18 protein-coding genes and 1 riboswitch are annotated in these 20,275 nt (G+C 37.8%); of the genes, 1 reads left to right on the top strand and 17 read right to left on the bottom strand.

Annotated elements, in window-relative coordinates; genetic code table 11:
* Nucleotides 1-136 precede the first annotated feature (136 nt).
* The 16 genes from NE558_RS14635 to NE558_RS12220 form a co-directional block, all read right to left on the bottom strand.
* A complete protein-coding gene (locus tag NE558_RS14635) occupies nt 137-1,585 on the bottom strand; it encodes a sensor domain-containing diguanylate cyclase (protein WP_256150405.1) in 1,449 nt (482 codons plus the stop codon).
* A gap of 425 nt (nt 1,586-2,010) precedes the next feature.
* The gene (locus NE558_RS12290) at nt 2,011-3,108 is read right to left on the bottom strand and encodes a hypothetical protein (protein WP_256150404.1); all 1,098 of its coding nucleotides are present in this window, start codon (nt 3,106-3,108) and stop codon (nt 2,011-2,013) included.
* A 10-nt stretch (nt 3,109-3,118) separates the two neighbouring features.
* Nucleotides 3,119-3,733: a TetR/AcrR family transcriptional regulator gene (locus NE558_RS12285; protein ID WP_256150403.1), complete on the bottom strand. Its 615-nt coding sequence runs from the start codon at nt 3,731-3,733 to the stop codon at nt 3,119-3,121.
* Between the two features lie 244 nt (nt 3,734-3,977).
* On the bottom strand, nt 3,978-4,280 hold the full coding sequence (locus NE558_RS12280) for a hypothetical protein (RefSeq protein WP_256150402.1): 303 nt from the start codon (nt 4,278-4,280) through the stop codon (nt 3,978-3,980).
* Nucleotides 4,277-5,371, bottom strand: coding sequence for an FAD:protein FMN transferase (locus NE558_RS12275; RefSeq protein ID WP_256150401.1), 1,095 nt, complete (start codon nt 5,369-5,371; stop codon nt 4,277-4,279). The genes NE558_RS12280 and NE558_RS12275 overlap by 4 nt, the downstream gene beginning before the upstream one ends.
* A gap of 137 nt (nt 5,372-5,508) precedes the next feature.
* Nucleotides 5,509-7,467 carry a complex I subunit 5 family protein gene (locus NE558_RS12270; RefSeq protein ID WP_256150400.1) on the bottom strand — a complete coding sequence of 653 codons (1,959 nt, stop codon included), beginning with the start codon at nt 7,465-7,467 and terminating at the stop codon, nt 5,509-5,511.
* Nucleotides 7,468-7,485: 18 nt separating this feature from the next.
* Nucleotides 7,486-8,964 carry a complex I subunit 5 family protein gene (locus NE558_RS12265; protein ID WP_256150399.1) on the bottom strand — a complete coding sequence of 493 codons (1,479 nt, stop codon included), beginning with the start codon at nt 8,962-8,964 and terminating at the stop codon, nt 7,486-7,488.
* Nucleotides 8,965-8,981: 17 nt separating this feature from the next.
* On the bottom strand, nt 8,982-10,448 hold the full coding sequence (locus tag NE558_RS12260) for a complex I subunit 5 family protein (protein WP_256150398.1): 1,467 nt from the start codon (nt 10,446-10,448) through the stop codon (nt 8,982-8,984).
* 31 nt (nt 10,449-10,479) lie between these two features.
* Nucleotides 10,480-11,988, bottom strand: coding sequence for a complex I subunit 5 family protein (locus NE558_RS12255; protein ID WP_256150396.1), 1,509 nt, complete (start codon nt 11,986-11,988; stop codon nt 10,480-10,482).
* Entirely contained in the window at nt 11,985-12,359 is a 375-nt protein-coding gene (locus NE558_RS12250; RefSeq protein WP_256150395.1) for a sodium:proton antiporter, read from the bottom strand. The genes NE558_RS12255 and NE558_RS12250 overlap by 4 nt, the downstream gene beginning before the upstream one ends.
* A gap of 2 nt (nt 12,360-12,361) precedes the next feature.
* On the bottom strand, nt 12,362-13,267 hold the full coding sequence (mbhE, locus tag NE558_RS12245; protein ID WP_256150394.1) for a hydrogen gas-evolving membrane-bound hydrogenase subunit E: 906 nt from the start codon (nt 13,265-13,267) through the stop codon (nt 12,362-12,364).
* Between the two features lies 1 nt (nt 13,268).
* On the bottom strand, nt 13,269-13,523 hold the full coding sequence (locus NE558_RS12240; protein WP_256150393.1) for a hydrogenase subunit MbhD domain-containing protein: 255 nt from the start codon (nt 13,521-13,523) through the stop codon (nt 13,269-13,271).
* Nucleotides 13,520-13,825 (bottom strand): monovalent cation/H(+) antiporter subunit G, encoded by a 306-nt coding sequence (gene mnhG / locus NE558_RS12235; protein ID WP_256150392.1) that lies wholly within the window; start codon nt 13,823-13,825, stop codon nt 13,520-13,522. Before mnhG ends, NE558_RS12240 begins: the two co-directional genes overlap by 4 nt.
* The gene (locus NE558_RS12230; RefSeq protein WP_256150390.1) at nt 13,822-14,142 is read right to left on the bottom strand and encodes a monovalent cation/H+ antiporter complex subunit F; all 321 of its coding nucleotides are present in this window, start codon (nt 14,140-14,142) and stop codon (nt 13,822-13,824) included. The genes mnhG and NE558_RS12230 overlap by 4 nt, the downstream gene beginning before the upstream one ends.
* A complete protein-coding gene (locus tag NE558_RS12225) occupies nt 14,139-14,603 on the bottom strand; it encodes a Na+/H+ antiporter subunit E (protein WP_256150389.1) in 465 nt (154 codons plus the stop codon). The genes NE558_RS12230 and NE558_RS12225 overlap by 4 nt, the downstream gene beginning before the upstream one ends.
* An 835-nt stretch (nt 14,604-15,438) precedes the next feature.
* Complete coding sequence (locus NE558_RS12220) at nt 15,439-16,767, bottom strand: APC family permease (protein ID WP_256150388.1); 1,329 nt, start codon at nt 16,765-16,767, stop codon at nt 15,439-15,441.
* A gap of 163 nt (nt 16,768-16,930) precedes the next feature.
* A riboswitch (glycine riboswitch) is annotated at nt 16,931-17,035 on the bottom strand.
* Between the two features lie 179 nt (nt 17,036-17,214).
* Between NE558_RS12220 and NE558_RS12215 the strand changes: the two genes are divergently transcribed.
* On the top strand, nt 17,215-18,750 hold the full coding sequence (locus tag NE558_RS12215; RefSeq protein WP_256150387.1) for a putative polysaccharide biosynthesis protein: 1,536 nt from the start codon (nt 17,215-17,217) through the stop codon (nt 18,748-18,750).
* A gap of 252 nt (nt 18,751-19,002) precedes the next feature.
* Here the strand turns inward: NE558_RS12215 and NE558_RS12210 are convergent, their stop codons facing one another.
* Nucleotides 19,003-20,271: an aminotransferase class I/II-fold pyridoxal phosphate-dependent enzyme gene (locus tag NE558_RS12210; protein WP_420314599.1), complete on the bottom strand. Its 1,269-nt coding sequence runs from the start codon at nt 20,269-20,271 to the stop codon at nt 19,003-19,005.
* Nucleotides 20,272-20,275 lie beyond the last annotated feature (4 nt).

The following is a 20,275-nucleotide window of genomic DNA, read 5'->3' as shown; positions in this document are numbered from 1 at the left end:
ATTTCTACCTCATTGGGATAAACGGTTATGATAAATTAAATGCTATCTATTTCACAAAAAAGACCCTTTTATGATTTGAATATCATAGAGGGTCTTTTTTTATTGACTCCATTTTCTAATAAGATTGAAATGGAGCTTATTTATAAAGTGTGATTTGATTCCTGCCATTTTGCTTGGAGATATAAACAGCTTCATCCACCTTTTGTATCAATTGTTCCTCATTGAAGGGTTTATGAATCTCCGTAATACCTACGCTGACAGTCACAATATATCCCATCTCTTTCTCCAGTTTACGCAAATCCTCCATAAACCCCTTCAATATGCCTTCTGCCTCTTGAGGGCTAGCATCAAGAGCACCAACGAATTCATCTCCACCCCATCGGGCGGCTATTCCATGACCCTCAACTGTCTTTTTCAGAATATTTCCCACCTTAGCAAGGATTTCATTGCCATATAAATGTCCCTGAGTATCATTTATATGTTTAAAATTATCTATATCAAACATAAAAATGGTTTTTCTACGCTCATGATGCCTTCTCATAAAAGAGTAATACTGCCTGTAAAAAAGCTTGCTATTGGGCAATCCCGTTAATTCATCTGTATTCTCCATTTCAATGGTACGGTGATTAAAATTCAGAAAAACAGCAGTTGTTACCATAATGCATGCGGCTAGGGAAATAAGCATAAAAATGACGTTATCCATAATTCCTTTTTGGAAGGAACGGTTGATTGAAATAGTATCTTTCTCTAAAATCAAATACCACCCAAGGGTTTCATCATATTTCGTTATAATACATTTCCTTTCATTTGGAGATGTAAACCATCTCATAAAAGGCTCAGTTGAGAAATCAGTTAATATCTTCTTCTGTATTCCTGTTCGTCTTGCCAATTCCTCTTCGCCCACAAAAACATCCGTATCTTTTCCAAAGGAGTTTTCGGAGCCTCTCACATTCACAATATAAACGGATAAGTTATAATTGTCCTCATAAGAACGCACAATGCCCTCTATGTCAGAAATTTCAAGGCCCACTCCAATGACGCCAAGAAGCTCTCCGTCTTCACTCTCCATACGAAAATTTACAAAGGATGTAATGATGTTAGCATCCGCTTCATTGGTATCAATTTGAAGATCGTATTCGTTACCTGATTCGATAAAATTATAATACCAAACATCATGTTCATCATTTTTTGATAGCTTCTTATTCAAGCCATCTTGATAATAATAATTACCCGTTTGTGCTGATACACAAAAAACCGTTGTGTAGCCATACTTTTCTTTATATGCATTGAGATAGCTGTATAATTCATTCATATACCCATCCCTATTTTGATTGTTCTGTTCATTGGCAAACCATTTTTTCAAAAACTCATCATTTGCCATTGTCTTTGAAACCATAACAGGTTTTGTCATAGCATTTTCAATTTGCTTTGTAATATCTACCTCTGCAATACTGAGGATATTTGCCAAATACTCTTCAGCCAATTCTTGATAAGATTTGGTCTGTTTATACACCACCCCAATAAAACCGGCTATTAAAGAGAAAATAATAATTAAGTTACTAATCAGCAAGATATGTTTTTTCACATTCGGCTCCCCAATTTTAGTTATTAAAGCTCGCTACAGCTTTTATATTCGTCAAAAATTAAAATCAAATCATAATTTCCATACCGGACTCATTAAGTAAATATTTGTATGAAATTCTTAAGTACAAAAAGTTTGAATATCACAGCTTATCTATCATGATATATCCTTGTATATAGATTCTCAGTTATTTTACTATAAAAATTGTCGAAAATCTATATATTTTTATGTCCCACGCTTATATTCAAATCAAGCTAAAACACAATTCTATTAAAAAATAAATCCAGTAAATTTCATATTTTTATTGATGAAATCCATTTTAATTTAACCATTCAAACATAATTATTTTTCTAAAAATCTATCCTTAACCTCCATAAAAAAAGAGCAAACCTTATGTTTGCCCTAATCTCTTGTCTTATAAATAATGATTATTTCATGATGATGTCCATAACTTGGTGCCGCACAGAATCGTGATAGCCTGTTCCTCTTTCGGTAAAGCCAATGATTAGCATGACCTCCCCTTGAATACCAAGCGTTTCTTTCATTTCATTACAAATCTCATTCATCCCTTCTAATGGTTCTATCAGCTGAACCGCCGGCTTTATGGTGAACCCTTCTGCATGAAGTCCTAGCACAGAAAGGGCTTCACCTACTCTAATGTAGTCAGATGGTTTGGGGTTCTCAAGGGAAATAATCATATAGGCCTTTTCATTTTCTAATCTTTGTACAAATGTAGTGATTGAATTTTTTCCAAAAGAATCCCATTGTTGGCTTGCTCCCACCAGAGGTTCCACAAACATTCGTAATGGGGGTGACATGGTATTTAGTGATAAACCGTATCTATAGTGATTTTTTGACCACTTTGTAAATCGAAAAATGTGCAGAAGTTCTTCCATGGCTTTTTGATTATTCGCTTCAATTTTAGTGCCTTTTAATAAATAATCCTGAAAAAGTGATTTCTGCTCCTCCTTTACCCATTGAATTTGATAGCCTTTCAAAGTGGTTTCCATTAAATCGGATATTTTTTGCTTCTCAAGCTTAGGAGCTTCCTTTTTTACCCCTTGGGTTGCAGATGTCATAGCATCAATCTGATTTTTTTCTGCCCCAACAATTTGAAATGTTGCAATCATATTTAGCTTTTCACTGGTATCAATGGGTGCATACTGCACATCCAATACCAGTCCCTTCTTTTTCGCCGTTTCCTGAACAGAACCAATAAAAGTACCCAAACTCATAAGAAGCTGTTTATTATCGGGATCAATCACGGGCAAAGTTTTATCCATATCCCCATATAATAAGAATGTATTTTCATCCAAAATTTTTATCTTCCATGGCTGCATATTATGGCTGCTTGAAGATGCAATGCCCCCACGAATTAATTGAAATTCCCCTTCAGACATGATGTTTTTTTCAATATCATATCTATCTTCTGCAATATTATATTTCGTTTTCATGAAAGCCCCATCCCAAGAAGCCATAACAAGAATTATAATTGCTACTGCTGATAAACATATGATCATGAACATTCTTCTTCTCCTATTCACATAACCCTCCAAGCATCCGTCTTGTCAGTTTCATTTGCCCCTGGATGATGTTCTCAATGGAAATACCATAATAGTCCTCCATCCATTCCCCCTTGCTATGAAGCAACTGAGCAATGCCTTGAATGTGTGCCCACAAATAGATCGCCATAGTACCATCAAAAACCTGGGGATCCAACTGCAATTCTTGAAATAAATGCTTCAATTCAAATCGATTTGCAATCAAATGAATTTCATTTACTTGTTTCTCATACTGTTTTTGATATTTTTTTTCATCAAAACCAAGAATGAGTGCTCCTTCTCTGGGGTTCTCTAACATAAATTTTATATAGGTCTCCCCCAAACAAAGGATATAGTCTAAATTGTAACCTCTTTTGTCCTTCATGGCTTCTTGCATTACAATATTCATTCGTTCGAAGCTTCTTTTTACCAATTCTAAATACATTTCATCTTGACTGCGATAATAGGCATATAAAGTCCGTTTACTCACACCTGCCTTCTCACATATTTCATTACTAGACAAGCTTTCCCAGTTTTTTTCTAATAGTAAAGCAAAAATCCCGTCAATGATTGCGTTTTGAATATATTCCTTTTTCTTATTACGTTCCATAAAGCCTCCATAAAGTATACTATCGGTTTACTTTTTCAATATATATTGTAATTTTTGTTTTGTCAAGATAAAAAATGTTGCTTGCAACGATAGATTTACTAAAATCTTCATACAAAAAAGCCGATATCATCAATCGGCTTTCCTTCTTTAATATTTGATTTCGTTGAATTCTCAGTTGCAAGAAGACGGATTGCTGAAAAAAAGGCTGTACGGGAGAAATCTCTATCCTTACAACCTTCTTTTTTTATTCTTCTGCCGCACTAATTTTCATGACCAATCCGCTTTCCTCATCGTCATCGTCATCAAAGTCAAAGTCTTCTTCCTCTTGACAAAATGGACATGTAACACCAAATAATCCACACAACAAAAGGATTGTCGATACAACAAACACCGCACCACTTGCAGCCAATATGGCTTTTTTATTCTTTCTGGGTAAAGAAATACCAATCATTATCCCAAAGGCAGTGAGACATAGCTTAAAAATAGTGATGTCTTTCCAATCAAATTCTACAATAAAGCTTTCCAAAAAATCTTTTATTCTTCTCATTGTACCCCTCCTCGTCTTTTCACAATTTCATATTTAAAATCATTATCTCTACCTTCAAAGCTAAAAAAGCTCGCCGCGCCCTCTGTTGCAATCACGCGCCCATCCTCTGTAATAAAAACCGCTTCAAAGTCATTGCTGCTTCGCCATAGCTGTACAGCTTGATCTAAGCCCATAACAAACAATGCAGTTGATAATCCATCGGCTTTTGCACCATCCTTGCTAATGATCGTAACAGATAAAAGACCTTTATCAGCAGGATACCCAGTATTGGAATCAATTATGTGATGATAACGTTTTCCGTTTTCTTCAAAATATCGTTGATACCCTCCGGAAGTTATGACAAAACAATCTTGAATCGAAAGTAATCCTACGTAATCATTTGCATTCAAAGGATTCTCAATAGCTACGTTCCAATTTTCACCGTTGGGCTTCGTCCCAATAGCCCCAATGTTTCCGCCCAAAGAAAACAGCCCGCTGGTTACACCTTTTTCTTTCAATAAAGACGCAATTTTATCAGAGGCATATCCCTTTGCAATTCCACCTAAATCAACCGCCATGCCCTTTTTTGTTAACTTAGCCATTGACGCATTCTCATCAATCACTAAATCCTCAATGCTTGTTAATGGCAGAAGGTTCTCCAAGGTTTCTTGGGTTGGAACATGCTTTTCACCGTCAGTAGTAAATCCCCATGCTTTTACCACAGGTGATATGGCAATATCAAATGCTTGATTGGTTAATTCACCTATTTCCTTGCCACGCTTTAGCACCTCTTCTGTATCACCAGAAAGCTTAACTGAATCTAAACCCGAATGTGCATTTAATTTAGAAATCTCACTATCTTCAATGGTTACAGAAAAAAGACTTTCCAGTCTGCGTATTTCCTGCTCTGCATCCGTTAAAATTTCTTCGCCATCTTCATGGTATAGAGTAAATAGCATCACTGTGTCCATGGCAAAGGTTGTCATCTCATGCAAGTTTGCATCGGCATATTTGTTTAGCAGGTTCTGGGCTTCTTCTCGCTTTTCCGCACACCCAACAACAACACTAAAGGTGAAGCAAAGTAACATTGCCATTATTATTTTTCTTTTCATTTATCAGTTCTCCTTGCACCCTACTTGTCCTTATTATATTCTAACCAATTTCATCCTACCTGTCAAATTAAGAAAGGTCGCATCATTTTTTGATACGACCTAAAGTATGTTCATTTATTTCAAATAAAAGTAGAATTCTAAAATAAGATATATAACATTGCTACAGCAAGACCAACGCCAATCATAAGTAAGCTTTTTGCAAAGCCTTCACCATAAACAATTTTATCCGTTTCTTCATCTGTATACGCAGAGAAATACCGATCCTCAGGGGGAACAACTCTACCACTGTCATCATTGAAAATGGCCATTCGCAAAATAGAGACAAAGCCATCTGTCAAAGACCCTGCAATACGGGCAAAAAAGGCACCAATGAAAGGAAGAATTATTAATAAAACGGGACGATAAATTCTATCTTCCAAATTAAGTCCCTTTGGCCAGCGGTCAATATAAACCAAATTTCCGTTATGATCCCTCTCCATAAGTACTTTTCGAATAAAAAGCAAATAAACCAAACCACCAATGGCAATAGAGACTACTGCTCCCTTTACATTTACCCAAGCAAAATATTGCACTGCATGCTCCGGCGCATGGGCACCCATAAAATGATAACTGGCATCGGCAATCTTATCTGCTGTTAAATAAGGAAAAATGCCAACAATGGGTAAAGCAACTGCACATAGGGTCAAAATAACTGCGGATACTTTGCTTATATAATCCCCTTTTCTAGATGGATAACAAGTGTTGGCATAAGGATTTGTTTCAACAAATATGGCAACAAAGATTTTTGTCATATATGCCAACGTTAATCCGCCTGAAAATAGGAAAATCCATTCAACGGATTGCATATAAATCGTAGACTGTCCTGCTTCATGCAACAGCTCAATATACTCCACGATGCTTTCGTGAATTAAGGTTTTACTGATATATCCATTCCAAAAAGGAATGCCCGTAATCCCTAACACGCCCATAAGAAAAATAAACTTCAAAAGAGGTTTATCCTTTCCCCATCCTCTGATTTCATTGAGGTTAAGCTTACCTAAATTCAAGTAGATAACACCAGCAGAGAGAAATAATACCAACTTCAATAAAGAATGGTTCACAATATGAAGAATGGTTCCTCCTGCGGCCAAAGCATTATGAGAACCCAGTAGACCTTGCATGCCAATGGCTATTGTCACAAAACCAATTTGAGACATAGAAGAACAAGCTAATGTTCTCTTTAAATTGACAGAGAAAACCGCCAAAATAGCCCCTGTAACCATTGTAATCACACCAAGGATCAAAATAAAATTGCCCCAGCCTGCATCAAAGAGAAAAATTTTGCAGCTTAATACCAATACGCCAAAAATACCAGCCTTTGACAAAATACATGATAGCAAAGTGGTAGCAGGTGTGGGTGCCGCTGGATATGCCTCAGGCAACCATGTGTGTAGTGGAAAAAGACCTGCCTTGGCGGCAAATCCAAATAAAATCAAACCGCCTACAATATAAAATTTGCTTTTGTCCTCTTGCGTAGCCATAAACTTTGCCAGAGCCTCAATATTTAATGTCCCTGCCATATGATACATCATAAACAGACCCATAAGCGTCACTAAACCGCCGATAATGGCAATCCCTAAATAGGTTTGTGCCGCCCTGATTACTTCATCACTTTCTTGATGAATCACCAAAACAAAAGAAGTAAAGGACATCATTTCAAAGAAAATAAACGTAGTATATAAATCTGCGGAAAGGAAAATGCCCAATGTCGCTCCTAGTGTCATCAGCATAAAGAAATAATATCTGTTTCTGTTATGATAGTGAGCAAAGTATTCCTTGGTAAAAACCGTGGTAATAAACCAGATGGACGATGTCAGCACTGCTAAAACAACCCGTAATCCATCCCCTTCAAAGCTTAGACCCAGCCCACAAAATTCAGGCAAAGAATAGCGGGCATGCTTTCCAATTAACAGCAATGTACCACCCATTACCAGAAAAGTAGTAAAACAAGCCCAATTATTTCTTGCTTCCTTGTTTTTCCTACCAACTGCATAACCCAAAATTGCTGCCACCATCGGGAAGAAAACCAATAAAGGCAAAAGTATATTCTGATGCATATCCGTTTTCCTCCTTTCTTAAATAATTCCTGTCGCAACCTTCTCTAATACAGAAAGAAGGTTCGAGGGAAACAATCCAATTAAAACCGTAATAATTGTCAGCATAATGAGGGGAACCGTCATATATGCATTGGGGTCAGAAACATGGTCATAATATCCCGCCGGATATTCCCGTTTTCTTGGAAAATACGCACGCACAAGGACATAAAGGATATACAGCGCCGTTAGAACCTCAGAAATAATCAGCGCCACAATACCAAAATAAGCCATTGGGTTTTCCGATTGTACTGCCGCAGTTGCCAAGGCCCACTTACTGTGAAACCCTGCAAAAGGCGGCACACCCACCAAACTAATCCCTGTCAGTGCCATACTCAAAAAGGTGATAGGCATCAACCTGCCGAATCCTTCTATTTCATACAAATACTCCCTATGGGTCTTGTATAGGATTGCACCAGCAGTAAAGAATAGGGTTATTTTAATTACAGCATGATAAATCATATGCAAAAGCCCTGCTGTCAGTCCTGCCGGCGTCATCAATGCCGCACCAAAAACAATGTAAGAAAGATTAGAAATGGTAGAATAGGCAAAACGCCTTTTAATATGAGGCATTCTTAAGGCAAGGGTGGAACCAAATACAATGGTAATCGCTGTAGCAATTAAGATAACATTTTGTGCCCAGCTTCCAATCAGATAATCTGTGCCAAAGCTAAAATATATCAAACGCACAATTGCAAAGATACCTGATTTTACAACGGCAACGGCATGGAGCAAAGCTGTAACCGGCGTAGGTGCAACAGAGGCCTTGGGAAGCCAACGATAAAATGGTAGAATAGACGCCTTAACTCCAAAACCAAAAAATGCCGCTAGGAATACAATTTGCAAAGTTTGTTCGTTCCCCTGAATCATCTCGGGTATTAGCACCCCGCCATATGTAAATTCCAGTCCGTCACCATAGCAATATAAAAATACGAAGCCAATAAATGCCAGCGCCGCACCAAACATCATATAAAAAATGTATGTTTTCCCTGCATGTCTAGCTTTATTATCCATGGCATGCATAACCAGCGGAAGGGTTGCTAAGGTTAAAAATTCATAAAATAGATACATGGTAAGGAAATTGCCTGAAAAAGCAACACCCAAAACGACACCATAGGTCATAGTGAAAAAGGCAAAGAATTGATCCTCTCGCCCTTCATGGGTCATATACTCAAAGGCGTACACAGTGGTAATAACCCATAAAATAGAAACCATCGTTCCAAAAACCTTTGACAAACCGTCAATGTGCATTGTTAAAGAAAGCTTTTCACTAAAACGAATTAACGTAACTACATCCCCATCCGCAAAATAAATTGCATAGAGAGCAAAAATTGTATTCAGAATTGTGATTGAGAAAACCCATATTTCTCTTTGCTTTCTGCTATTAAACTTTACCGGCAGCAGCGCAACACCTGCTATGATCGGAAAGATCACCGGTAAGATCGTTGCAAATTCATCCATAACGTTCCCACCCTTTCCTAAAAAATTACGCCGCTAATATTGTTGATGAACATTTCTAAACAGTTTGGAAAAACACCTAAAAAGACAACAGCTATTGATAGTATTAACAAAGGAATTATCATCAAATCATTCGGCTCTCTTTTTTGAACGGCAGAATAGTTAAAATTATTTCCTGGGAAAAAACCATCCAACACTATGGAAAACAAATATCCGGCGGTTAGCAGTGCACTAACCATTAAGATTGTAACGCCAACGATTGCAAGGGTGCCTATTGAAGATCCTAAAGCACCTTGAGCCAAAAACCATTTGCTTACAAAGCCACCCATAGGTGGTATACCCACAAGTGATAGTGAGGCTATTGTGAAGCACCCCATCACAATGGGCATTTCTTTTCCTATCCCCCGCAACTCCTCCACAAGGGTACAACCTTTTTTGTAAATGATTGCTCCGGCACAAAGGAACAGAATGTTTTTTGCCACTGCATGAAAAGCAACCTGAAGCAAAGCTCCTGTAAAGCCCACAGGTGTAAGCAGCATCAAACCAAAAAGTACATATGAGACCTGACTGACCGTAGAATATGCCAGCCTTTTTTTCAGAAGCTTTTCTTTATATGCCAGCATAGAACCCATGAAAATCGTAATTAAGGATAAAACCAGCAACGCCGTTTGTGCCCATGAACCTCTGATAAAATCAGCACCAAACAGATAAAACGTAACACGAATGATACAAATTACACCGCCTTTTGTTATGATACCAGAAAGCACTGCCGATGCAGGTGACGGCGCAACAGGATGGGCAGTGGGCAACCACGCATGAAGGGGAAACATACCTGCCTTGCAACCAAACCCAACTGTCATGAAAAAGAATACCGTAACCAAAAGATTTTCATGCCCATCAATTAGAGCCATGTTTAAGGTTCCCCCGGGTGCAAATTCCGTTGTAAAGCAATACGTATTTAGAAAGAAGAAACCTAAAAGACCAAGGCCTGCACCAAAAATGGAATATCCCAAATATTTCATACCCGCCCGCACTGCCTGGGGTTCTTGTGTATGTATAACCAAAGGGAATGTTAACAGTGTCATGAGCTCGTAAGAAAAATACAGTGTCATCATATTGGCTGAAAAACATAGACTGACCAGAGCACTTAAAGACATTACATAAAACATAAAAAAACGTGCAGGCTTATGCTCATGCTTCATATATTCCATAGAGAAAACAGCAGCCAAAAGCCAAATAACACAAATTAGAACTGCAAAATATCTGGCAATTCCATCTATATGGTAAGCAATAGAAAGCCTATTTGTCATGTTCCATACCGTTAGGGAACTTTCCACCATTGCCACATAAACAACCAATGCCAGTTCCACAGCAATTGTTACAAAAACCATCCTATTTCGTTGCTTTTCATCTTTTATAAAACCGATTATTATTCCTGCGAAAAACGGCAGAATTACCGGAAGCAACAGCATCGTATCTCCAGACATTATATCACCTCATCCTCTCACCGTTTTGCAATTACTGTGCTAACAATTCAATGCTCGTTTGTATAATGTGGGTTATTGGGCGATAGCAAATGCCTAAAATTAAATTTAAAATGATAAACCCAACAATAGAAGTAGCAAAAGCAGGTGAATTTGTAACAGCAGGTTTCTTTTCCTCTCCTTTTACAGGAGTCCAGATTGCAATAACAGATGGCAAGAAATATAACGCATTTAATACCATACTAACACCTAGAACAATTAAAACCGCAGCCATTTTGCCCGACGAGTATACGGACGCAGTGGCAAAATATATCTTTGAAATAAAACCTGCCAAAAGAGGAATACCAATCATAGACAATGCACCAATAGTATACCCAATACCCGCCAAAGGGTTACGCAATGCTACTCCTCTCATATGATATATCTTTTCTTTGCCATCGCTATCCTCAACGAAACTGCCACAGCAGATAAATAATAGGGTTTTTGTTACTGCATGGGCAAGAATATGGAAGCAAGCCGCTGTCATACCAACAGGGGAAGCCATACCAATACCCATATAGATATATCCAATTTGGGCAACAGAGGAATATGCCAGCATACGCTTCATTTTACGTTCTTTCATAGCATAAACAGAGCCCATTACCATTCCTGCTAAACCAAAAGCAAACAGAACCTCAGTAATCTTCAAGGTGTGCATAACTTGGGCTGAGAAAACACAGTAAATTAGTTTTATTCCCAAAATGATATAGCTTTTTAGCACCAATCCTGACAAAATACCGCTGGAGGTAGGAATTGCCGCTTGATATGCCCCTGGCAACATGGAATGGAACGGAAATAGTGCACTTTTTATTGCAATGCCAATAAACATAAATCCGGTTACAACCAAAAGAGGCATTCTGTATGCTTCCGTCTTTATTAATTCTAAAATACCTTCCTGCATTTGTGGAAACAAAAGATGACCTGTAATGCTATACAAAATACAAACACCCAAAAGGAACAAGCCTGATCCCAAAAGGCTGATAACTAAGTAGTGGGTTGTGCCAACCATAGACTGAGGCGTCCCCTTGGCCATAATTAATGCGCAGGAAGCGATTGTATTAATCTCAATAAACACATACGCCGTAAAAATATCGTTTGTATAAACCAGTGCAAGCATGGCTCCAAACAATGCATTTAACATGATAAAATACAACGACTGCTTTTCTTCCACAACATCCTTAAAAATAAATTGAGAACCTCCGCTTACTGTTAGAAGCATAACAACACTAAAAGTAGTGGCCATCAATGCTTCCAGAGGGCCTGCCCGTAATTCATTACCCCAAGGTGCAGGAAAGTGGCCCATCATAAATGTAAACATCTCATTCTTTGCCGATAGACTTACCAGCAAAAGTCCAGACATAATACAAACCACCAGAACCATTCCCATATGTATTTTATAAGCAGTCTTTCCGTTTTTCACCAATGCTGTCAAAATTCCGCTAAGCATAGCCAAAAATATGCTGAAAAAGGGTATATTATGTATCCAATTTATATGCTCCATCATTCCCCTTCCTCCTCTCTGGATAATCTCATGATTTCATCCATATTCAGCGAACCATAATGTTTATAAAGTCGCTGAACCAAAGCCAGAGAAAAGGCAGTAATACTAACAGAAACAACAATACCTGTCAAAACCAAACCTGCCGGAATAGGATTTACATAGTAAGAAGCATCTATAACTCCATCGGTCAAAATAGGTGCAACCCTGCCAAAAATATATCCTTGCGCTGCTAAAAACAAATATACCGCCGTATCCATGATATTTAAGCCAATGAATTTCTTGATCAAGTTATTTTGCAGCAGCAGATTCATAAAGCCAATCCCAAAAAGGATGACGGAAACTGCCTCGTAAAAATTTGTTTCCAGATGATTCATAGTTAGATATCTCCTTTAGTAAACAATGCATAAAATCCATACATAGTACATGCAACAATTAATCCAACACAAATATTTAAAGGCAAAATGAAGCCTGCACTTAAAATATTTCCGGGTATTCCCTTGGGAATTTCATATCCCACGTGGTTAGCCCCTGTAAAGAAGGAATAACTTTTACAGGCACAGTATGTCAGCAATCCACCTGCACATATTTTTGTAAATGTTTTGAATGTGAAAAATGTTTGCATCTTTTTCTGTCCATAAGCAGAGGCATATAGAATCAACCCTGCGCCGATAATGGAGCCGCCCGAAAACCCGCCTCCAGGCGAAAGGTGTCCATTTAAAACAACATAAATTCCATAAAGAATAACCATGGGTGCCAACATTTTTGCACCAATCTGTAAGATGGGACGTTTTTCATTGGTATCGAAAAAATCATCCTCTTGATTTTCCTGCTCTTCTTTGGCGGAATAATTCTTTTTATCTTTTTTTAACAGAAGCACAACACACATAACTGCCAAAAATAACACATTTGCTTCTCCAAAGGTATCAAAGGCACGGTAGTCTAAAATCATACCGGCAACAAAATTCACTGCCCCTGTTTCTTCAATCCCTTTTTCCAGATAACGCACCATTACTTCATTATTTGAAGGATTATAGGGACTCCCAAATTCCGGTAAAGCATCTACAACGGATAGCATAATGCCAATGAAAAGAGCGGTAATCCCCACACTTAATACAGCATAATTTCTTTTATTTTCTTTCACATTTTGCACTGAAAAAAACTTGTGCCAATTCAAACTCTCCTTTGGAGTTCTGGTAGCAATATATTTATCCGCATTCAAGATGACTTCCTCACCATCCACCCATGCCTTTAAATGCTCCCAAAATGATTTCTTGTCTTTCATATCAACCCTCACGCGTACCTTTGAGAATATGAACTTTCTTCAGTGTGAGGAAGAATAAAACACTGTCTACACCTGCGCCGACCGCAGCCTCCGTAATAGCAAGATCAGGAGACTCCAAAAACAACCAGATAACTGCCATAATAGAGCTATAGCCCATAAAAATGATAACTGCTATGAACAGATTTTTTGTAAGAGAAACACCCAAAGCACAGGCAACTAAAAATGCCAGCAAAATAATCTGGATTTCCGTACTCATTTTTCATGCACCCTTTCTTCATAATTCCTATTTGTTAAGACTTCAACCTTGGCAATACTATGGGTCGCAATAGGACTAGAAAGCCAAAAAAACAAGATTATTAAAAACAGCTTTGCAATAGCGAAAAAATTAAGGGTCATAATCATAACGCCAATTACAATTAGAACCAGCCCTAAAGTATCCCCCAATGCTGCCGCATGGATTCTGTTTAGAACATATTTAAAACGAAAAACTCCAATCACAGATAACAAAAATACAATAAGACCTGCAATGATAAAAATCGCAGCCAATATTTCTCTCATTTTTCTTCTGCCTCCGTTTCCATCCTTTTCAAAAACAGCTCTCTACCTTTATGATGCAGGGACACAACATGGCAAATAATTACCACCGCAAGAAAGCTTAATAATGTATAAACCAATGAAACATCAATTAAACAAATCTCTTTTAAATAGACTGAAAGAATGCAGATTATTGCTGTGGTCATAGTACCAATCATATTAATTGCCACAATACGATCTGTAAATCTTGGCCCTATAATCGCCCTGATAAAAATGACACATATGCCAAGTGCTAAAATCGCCAAAGCAATCTCTAGCAACATTTTCATAAATTCACTCATTGCTTCGCCTCCAACTCCCTTATTTGCTTCGCAAAAATAGACTCACCCAAATCCTCGCCAAAAGATTTGTCCAGTGCGTGAATCAAATATTCATCATCCTCCAATTGAATGGTAAATGTTCCTGGTGTTAAGGTTATTGAGTTTGCAAGAATTACTTTTCCTAGGTCTGACTCTAAATCTGTTTTAAATTTTACAAGGGATGGTTCAAATTCTTTTTTTGAAGATAAGACGAGACGAATAACAGCAAAATTGGCTTTTAAGATTTCTAGTGTTAGTATTAAGAAGTACTTTATATAAAGATGAAAATTTTTTAGAATTTTTATTTCATGATCTGCTTGATAACCCAAATGTTTACACATAAACCAATACAACCACGCGCAAATAATAATACCAAACATTAAAATTTCAAGTGTTATTTTTCCATTAAATATGATCCACAACATTAGAAGCAGTAAAAACATATTCTCATCCTCTCCCCCTGTCAAAAAAATGTCTTAGTAAAATGTTTTAATTATCTGTGCATTATCCCCCCAGTAACTATGTTTACAATCATCAAAGATTCCTACAAAGCATCGTTCTACAATTTTCTCTATAATGAGACAAATAATCTAAGAAAGGATACAACCCTCTACAAAACTTTACGAAATCTTAACACCTTACTTGCAACAAATCTAAAAAAATTTATTTTAACTACATTCAACTACTATATTATGGTCTAACTCAGAGTTCTTGTCAAGCACTGCATAATATGTAACAACAATAATTCAACATATTTCTTACTTTCTTTACTTAGGCTATCATAACCACATATAAATCAACTTTAAAACATCATATTTTTGTTTATTTTTAATAGTTTTACAGTAGATTCTATAGGTATATTGTTTTTAAATACGAATTTTTCCCTTTAAAATCAACAAAAAAAATGGTTAATTTGAAACTGTTCTTATCTGACAAGATGTCAGTAAATATGTATTTTATTAGCTTCCTCTATACCATTGTTTGCAATTTTTTTCTTATAAGTTTACATTATTTTTTTTGAAAACTACAATTTTGTGCATTTTGCCATCTATAGATTTTTTGAAATATATATATGCAAATATTCTTTTAACTATCTTTTCTATTATTCTTTCCATTGCATTTATGCAAATTTACTCTTTCTTTCTTCTCGTAACCTTGCTATTAAAAATAAAAAATTCTTCGATATTAGACAAATCCCACTTTGTTTTTTACATAAAAAAGACATATGGGTGGGGACCATATGTCACGTTGGGAAAAATGGAAAGCAGTATAATACGATTAATTTGCTTTCTTTCTTGTTGTCATATTGTAAATTGGCAATCCGATTAAGGTAAGAATGATACTGCCAATTGCCAATAGTCTAGATGTTGATCCAGACATAAGCAACTGATTTAACACTACATAAATACCACTGATAATGGCAATTGCAGGAATTACGGGATACAGAGGCACCTTATAGGTTCTTACTGCATCAGGTTTGGTTTTTCTTAAGCGAATTACCGCAAAGAAAGTTAGTGTATAAAAAATCCAGCAAGAAAATACCGCTAAATCTGTTAATCTATTAAACTGTCCACTGATTGCGAAAAGGCAGCCAATGCCACCTACCAATATAATGGAGTTTGTAGGAACCTGTGCTTTGTTGATTTTTGCAAGGCCATTGCTAAAAGGCAGTGTGCCTTCCTCAGCCAAAGAGTAAGTTACACGGGAGCCGGAAAGGATAAAGCCGTTTGCCGCACCCAAAACTGAAATCATAATACCTACGGAAATTATCTTACCGCCTACATCACCAAAAATTGCAATAGCAACCGCAGATGCAGGTGCAGATAAATTCATCAATTCATTTGCAGGCAAAACCCATAGGTATGCCAAGTTAATTGTAAAATATACTGCCATGATTCCTGAAACACCGCCAACGATTGCTACTGGCAAGTCTTTACCTGGATTTTTCATTTCCCCTGCGATAGCGCCAACGTTGGTCCATCCTTCAAAGGCAAATAAAATGGCAATCATCAACTGGCCTAAAATAACTGCCGGGTTAAGCCCTTCACTTACCATGGGTGTGAAGATTGGATTCGCTCCCGAACCACGAATAAAACCAAAAACCATAAGTAAAATCAAAGGAATTAGTTTACAAACTGTAAATATAATCTGTGCTCCACCGCCAACAGCTGAACCCAAACTATTCAAAAAAATAAGAAAAATAATAGCCCCGATTGCCATAGGCAATTTAAAACCATCACCTACAAAAAGAGTTGCCTGCTCTGCAAAAATTACTGCAAGAGCTGCAATCATTGCAGGATAAAACAAAATAGTTTGCATCCATCCGGCTAAAAAGCCAACTTTTTTACCAAATGCTTCTTCCAAATAAACAACCATACCACCGGTTTTTGGAATCATGATTGCTACCTCTGCGAAAGTCATCGCAGCAGCAATACAAACCAAACCGGTAATAATCCACGCCAGCATACCCAAGCCCGGGGCCCCTCCTGTTGCTGTATAAATGGCCTGCGGCTTAAAGAAAACGCCTGAACCAATTACGCAGCCCACAACTGTAGCCATTGCCGTGGACATTCCAAGATTCTTTTTCAGCTCTTGTTTTTTTTCCATAGTCTTCCCTCCAAATAGATAAAAATCAGAATAAGTGCATGATTCGCCAGTTTTTCGCAAGAAAAAAGGACATACAAGCAGTATCATGCCTATATATCCTCTGTATCTTCACCTGAAAGCATTACTTCGACGGCGGCCACTAAAAGGGCTCTCTCCAGAGTTCCATCAACACAAGGTCCCTTGCACCTGAAAGTTTCTTCAAAAGCGGCTCTTTTGAATTGCTCCATCGGTTCTTACTTCTACTTATAAGATCTCCCTTGCATATCAACTGGCTTTATGTAATTTGTAAAATGAGTATACATTTTTCAATGGAAAATGTCAATAGTTATGCTGTATTTTTTTTAACTCATATTAATATTTCTTATAGACAGCGAAATATGAAAAAGTATTTCTGTTTTGCCGAAATTCTTCATATTATGTAACAATACCCGTACATAAGGTGATGGAATGAGCAGAAAAGCAATTATAACAGGGACGTTGATTTTAACAGCGGCCAACTTAATTACAAAATTCATGGGGTTCTTTTACCGTGTATTTATGTCAAATACAATCGGGGCAGAAGGTATTGGCTTATATCAGTTAATTATGCCAATTTATATATTAACCTGGAGTATTACTTCTGCCGGATTCACAACAACCATTTCCCGCCTGTCAGCGCAAGAAAATGTTCTTGGGCAATCAGGTAACATTGGGCGTATCGTAAAACAATCTATTATGCTTTCCTTAATGGTTAGCATAATTGTTTCCGGTTGTCTATTTTTATTTGCAGACGAAATTGCTTTGTTTGTTTTAAAAGATGGTCGTGCCGCCCTATCCTTACGTTTGCTGTCCTTTGCAATACCCTTTATGGCCACAGGATCCTGCCTTAGGGGCTTTTTTCTTGGTCTCCAAAACGCAATGGTCCCTGCTTTCTCTCAGGTCTTAGAGCAGGCGGTGCGTATTTTAACCATTTATCTTCTTGCAGGAATTTTTGTACCTATGGGGTTAACCTATGCATGTTGTGCTGCTGTAGCCGGTATCGTTTTGGGTGAATTTCTTTCCTTTGCCTTTGTTTTTGTAAGTTACTTACGCTTTAAAAGACGTAAAAAGATGATTAAACGGCCCTCGCTTTCTTCATACGCCGCCTGCAATATGATTTTGGCAATGGCTTTGCCCCTTTCTGCAACCAAAATTGCAGCCTCTTTGCTTTCAACTGCAGAAAATATATTAATTCCACGGCAGTTGCAGCTTTATGGTCAAAATGCAAAGGAAGCACTTATTTCATACGGTGAATTAACAGGTATGGCTCTACCACTGATTCTATTGCCCTCTGCCTGTCTAATGGCGGCATCTGTGTCTTTAGTGCCGGAAATTTCCGAGGCTTGCGCAGTCAAACAAAACCAACGAATTAGCCGTACCGTTTCCGTTACTTTTCTTTTTACATTTATTGTGGGTATCGGAGCGGCTTCTCTATTTGCTGTTTTCCCAAGGGAAATTTGCTATATTGTCTATAATCGCCAGGGATTAGGAGAATTATTATTTCCCCTTGCCTTCCTTTGCCCGTTTTTGTATGCGCAAACAACATTGCATGGTCTTTTGAATGGCATGGGCGAGCAAATGTTTTTATTCAAAAACAACTTAATCAGCTCCGCCATAACCATTTCAGGAATTTGGTTTTTTATGCCTCTATATGGCATTCCAGCATTTTTAATCTCATGGGCGGCAGGAATGGCCTATTCCGTGGGCTCTTGCCTACATAAGCTTTACATACGCACAGGTGTTTTCCCAGACCTCGCCGATTGTTTCCTAAAACCTTTATTGGCTGGGGCAGCATCAGGCTTACTCATTCGTTATATCATCCGTATCTCTACGCCGTCAAAGCTTCTTTTCTTCCTATCCTTAACGGCAATGGGCGTGCTTTATTTTTTCTTTTTGATGATGCTGGGCTGTTTTTCGAAAGAAAATATGACGGCTTTTTTGGGAAAACAGAAGAAAAAAGTTTAATTACCACTAACTTAAAATATAAAAATCGGGACACCTATCGTATAGGTGTCCCGAAAAATAATTAGCTTTTATAAATGTCTTCATCATCTATTAAAAGTTTAATTTGTTCCCGCATTTTTTCTTTTAGAGAATCACTGATTGGATATAACGAAGATATAAATTCTTCAAATTTATTTACGCCTTCAAATAAATAACTTATCATTTTTGATACTTGCATCAAATTCTGTAATTTTATCTAATTGTTCATCAAATTTAATTCAAATCCACTAGATTTTTTTCATACAGCTTTTGCAAGGACATCATAATACCAAATTTTGCATGAAACCAAGTCAAACCGCCTTGAAAATAAACAGAATATGGCGGGCGAATAGGGCCATCGGCGCTCAGTTCTATAGAAGAACCCTGTACAAACGCCCCTGCAGCCATAATAACATCACAGTTATAGCCGGGCATTGCATAAGGCACAGGCTTAACATAGCTATCTACAGGTGCAGCTGCCTGAATGCCCTCACAAAAAGCAATAACGCCCTCTGCCGTGCCCAACTCCACCGCCTGAATGATATCATGGCGAGATTCCGTACTATTTGGGATCACACGAAAACCAAGCTTCTCATAAACATTTGCGGCAAATATAGCACCTTTTAGTGCCCCTGCCACCACATTTGGGGAGAGGAAAAAGCCTTGATACAAAGAACGCATCAAATCTAAGCTGGCACCTACCTCCTGCCCTAATCCAGGTGCGCTCAAACGGTAAGCACAACGGTCAATACAAGCTTGCGTTCCACAAATATATCCCCCTACGGGAGCTAAACCACCACCGGGATTTTTTATCAAGGAGCCGACAATCATATCTGCACCAACGTTGGATGGCTCTATTTTTTCAACAAATTCACCATAACAATTGTCAACCATACAAATTACATCAGGTTTTATTTCCTTTACAAAGGCTATAAGCTTACCGATTTTCTCAACAGAAAATGTTGGGCGCATTTGATATCCCTTGGAGCGTTGAATGGTAATCAGCTTGGTTTTTTCATTGATTGCCTTACGAATATTTTCATAATCAAAGGATCCATCCTCTAACAAATCCACCTGACGATAGCTTACACCATATTCCTTTAAAGAGCAGGGAGACTCACGAATACCTATAACCTCCTCTAAGGTATCATAAGGTTTTCCTGCTGGAGAAAGAAGCTCGTCCCCCGGCAATAAATTTGCCGAAAGGGCAACTGCCAGCGCATGGGTTCCACAAGTGATTTGAGGGCGTACCAAAGCCGTCTCAGTTTGGAAACATGCGGCATACACCCGCTCCAAAGTATCCCTTCCTGCATCATTATATCCATAACCTGTGCTTCCCGCAAAGCAAGAGGCATCCACACGTTCCTTTTGCATTGCCGCAATTACCTTGCACTGATTATACTCCGCTACAGTATCAATGCTCTGAAAACGTTCCTGTAAGTCTTCCAATATCTTTTCACAAAATGCCTCTATCTCAGGTGCAATTCCTAATACTTGGTACATACTG

Source organism: Anaerotignum propionicum (genome assembly GCF_024461735.1).
In the GTDB taxonomy this organism is placed as follows: domain Bacteria; phylum Bacillota; class Clostridia; order Lachnospirales; family Anaerotignaceae; genus Chakrabartyella.
Note: the sequence above shows the minus strand (reverse complement) of the source record. Positions and strands in the feature narration are given on the sequence as shown.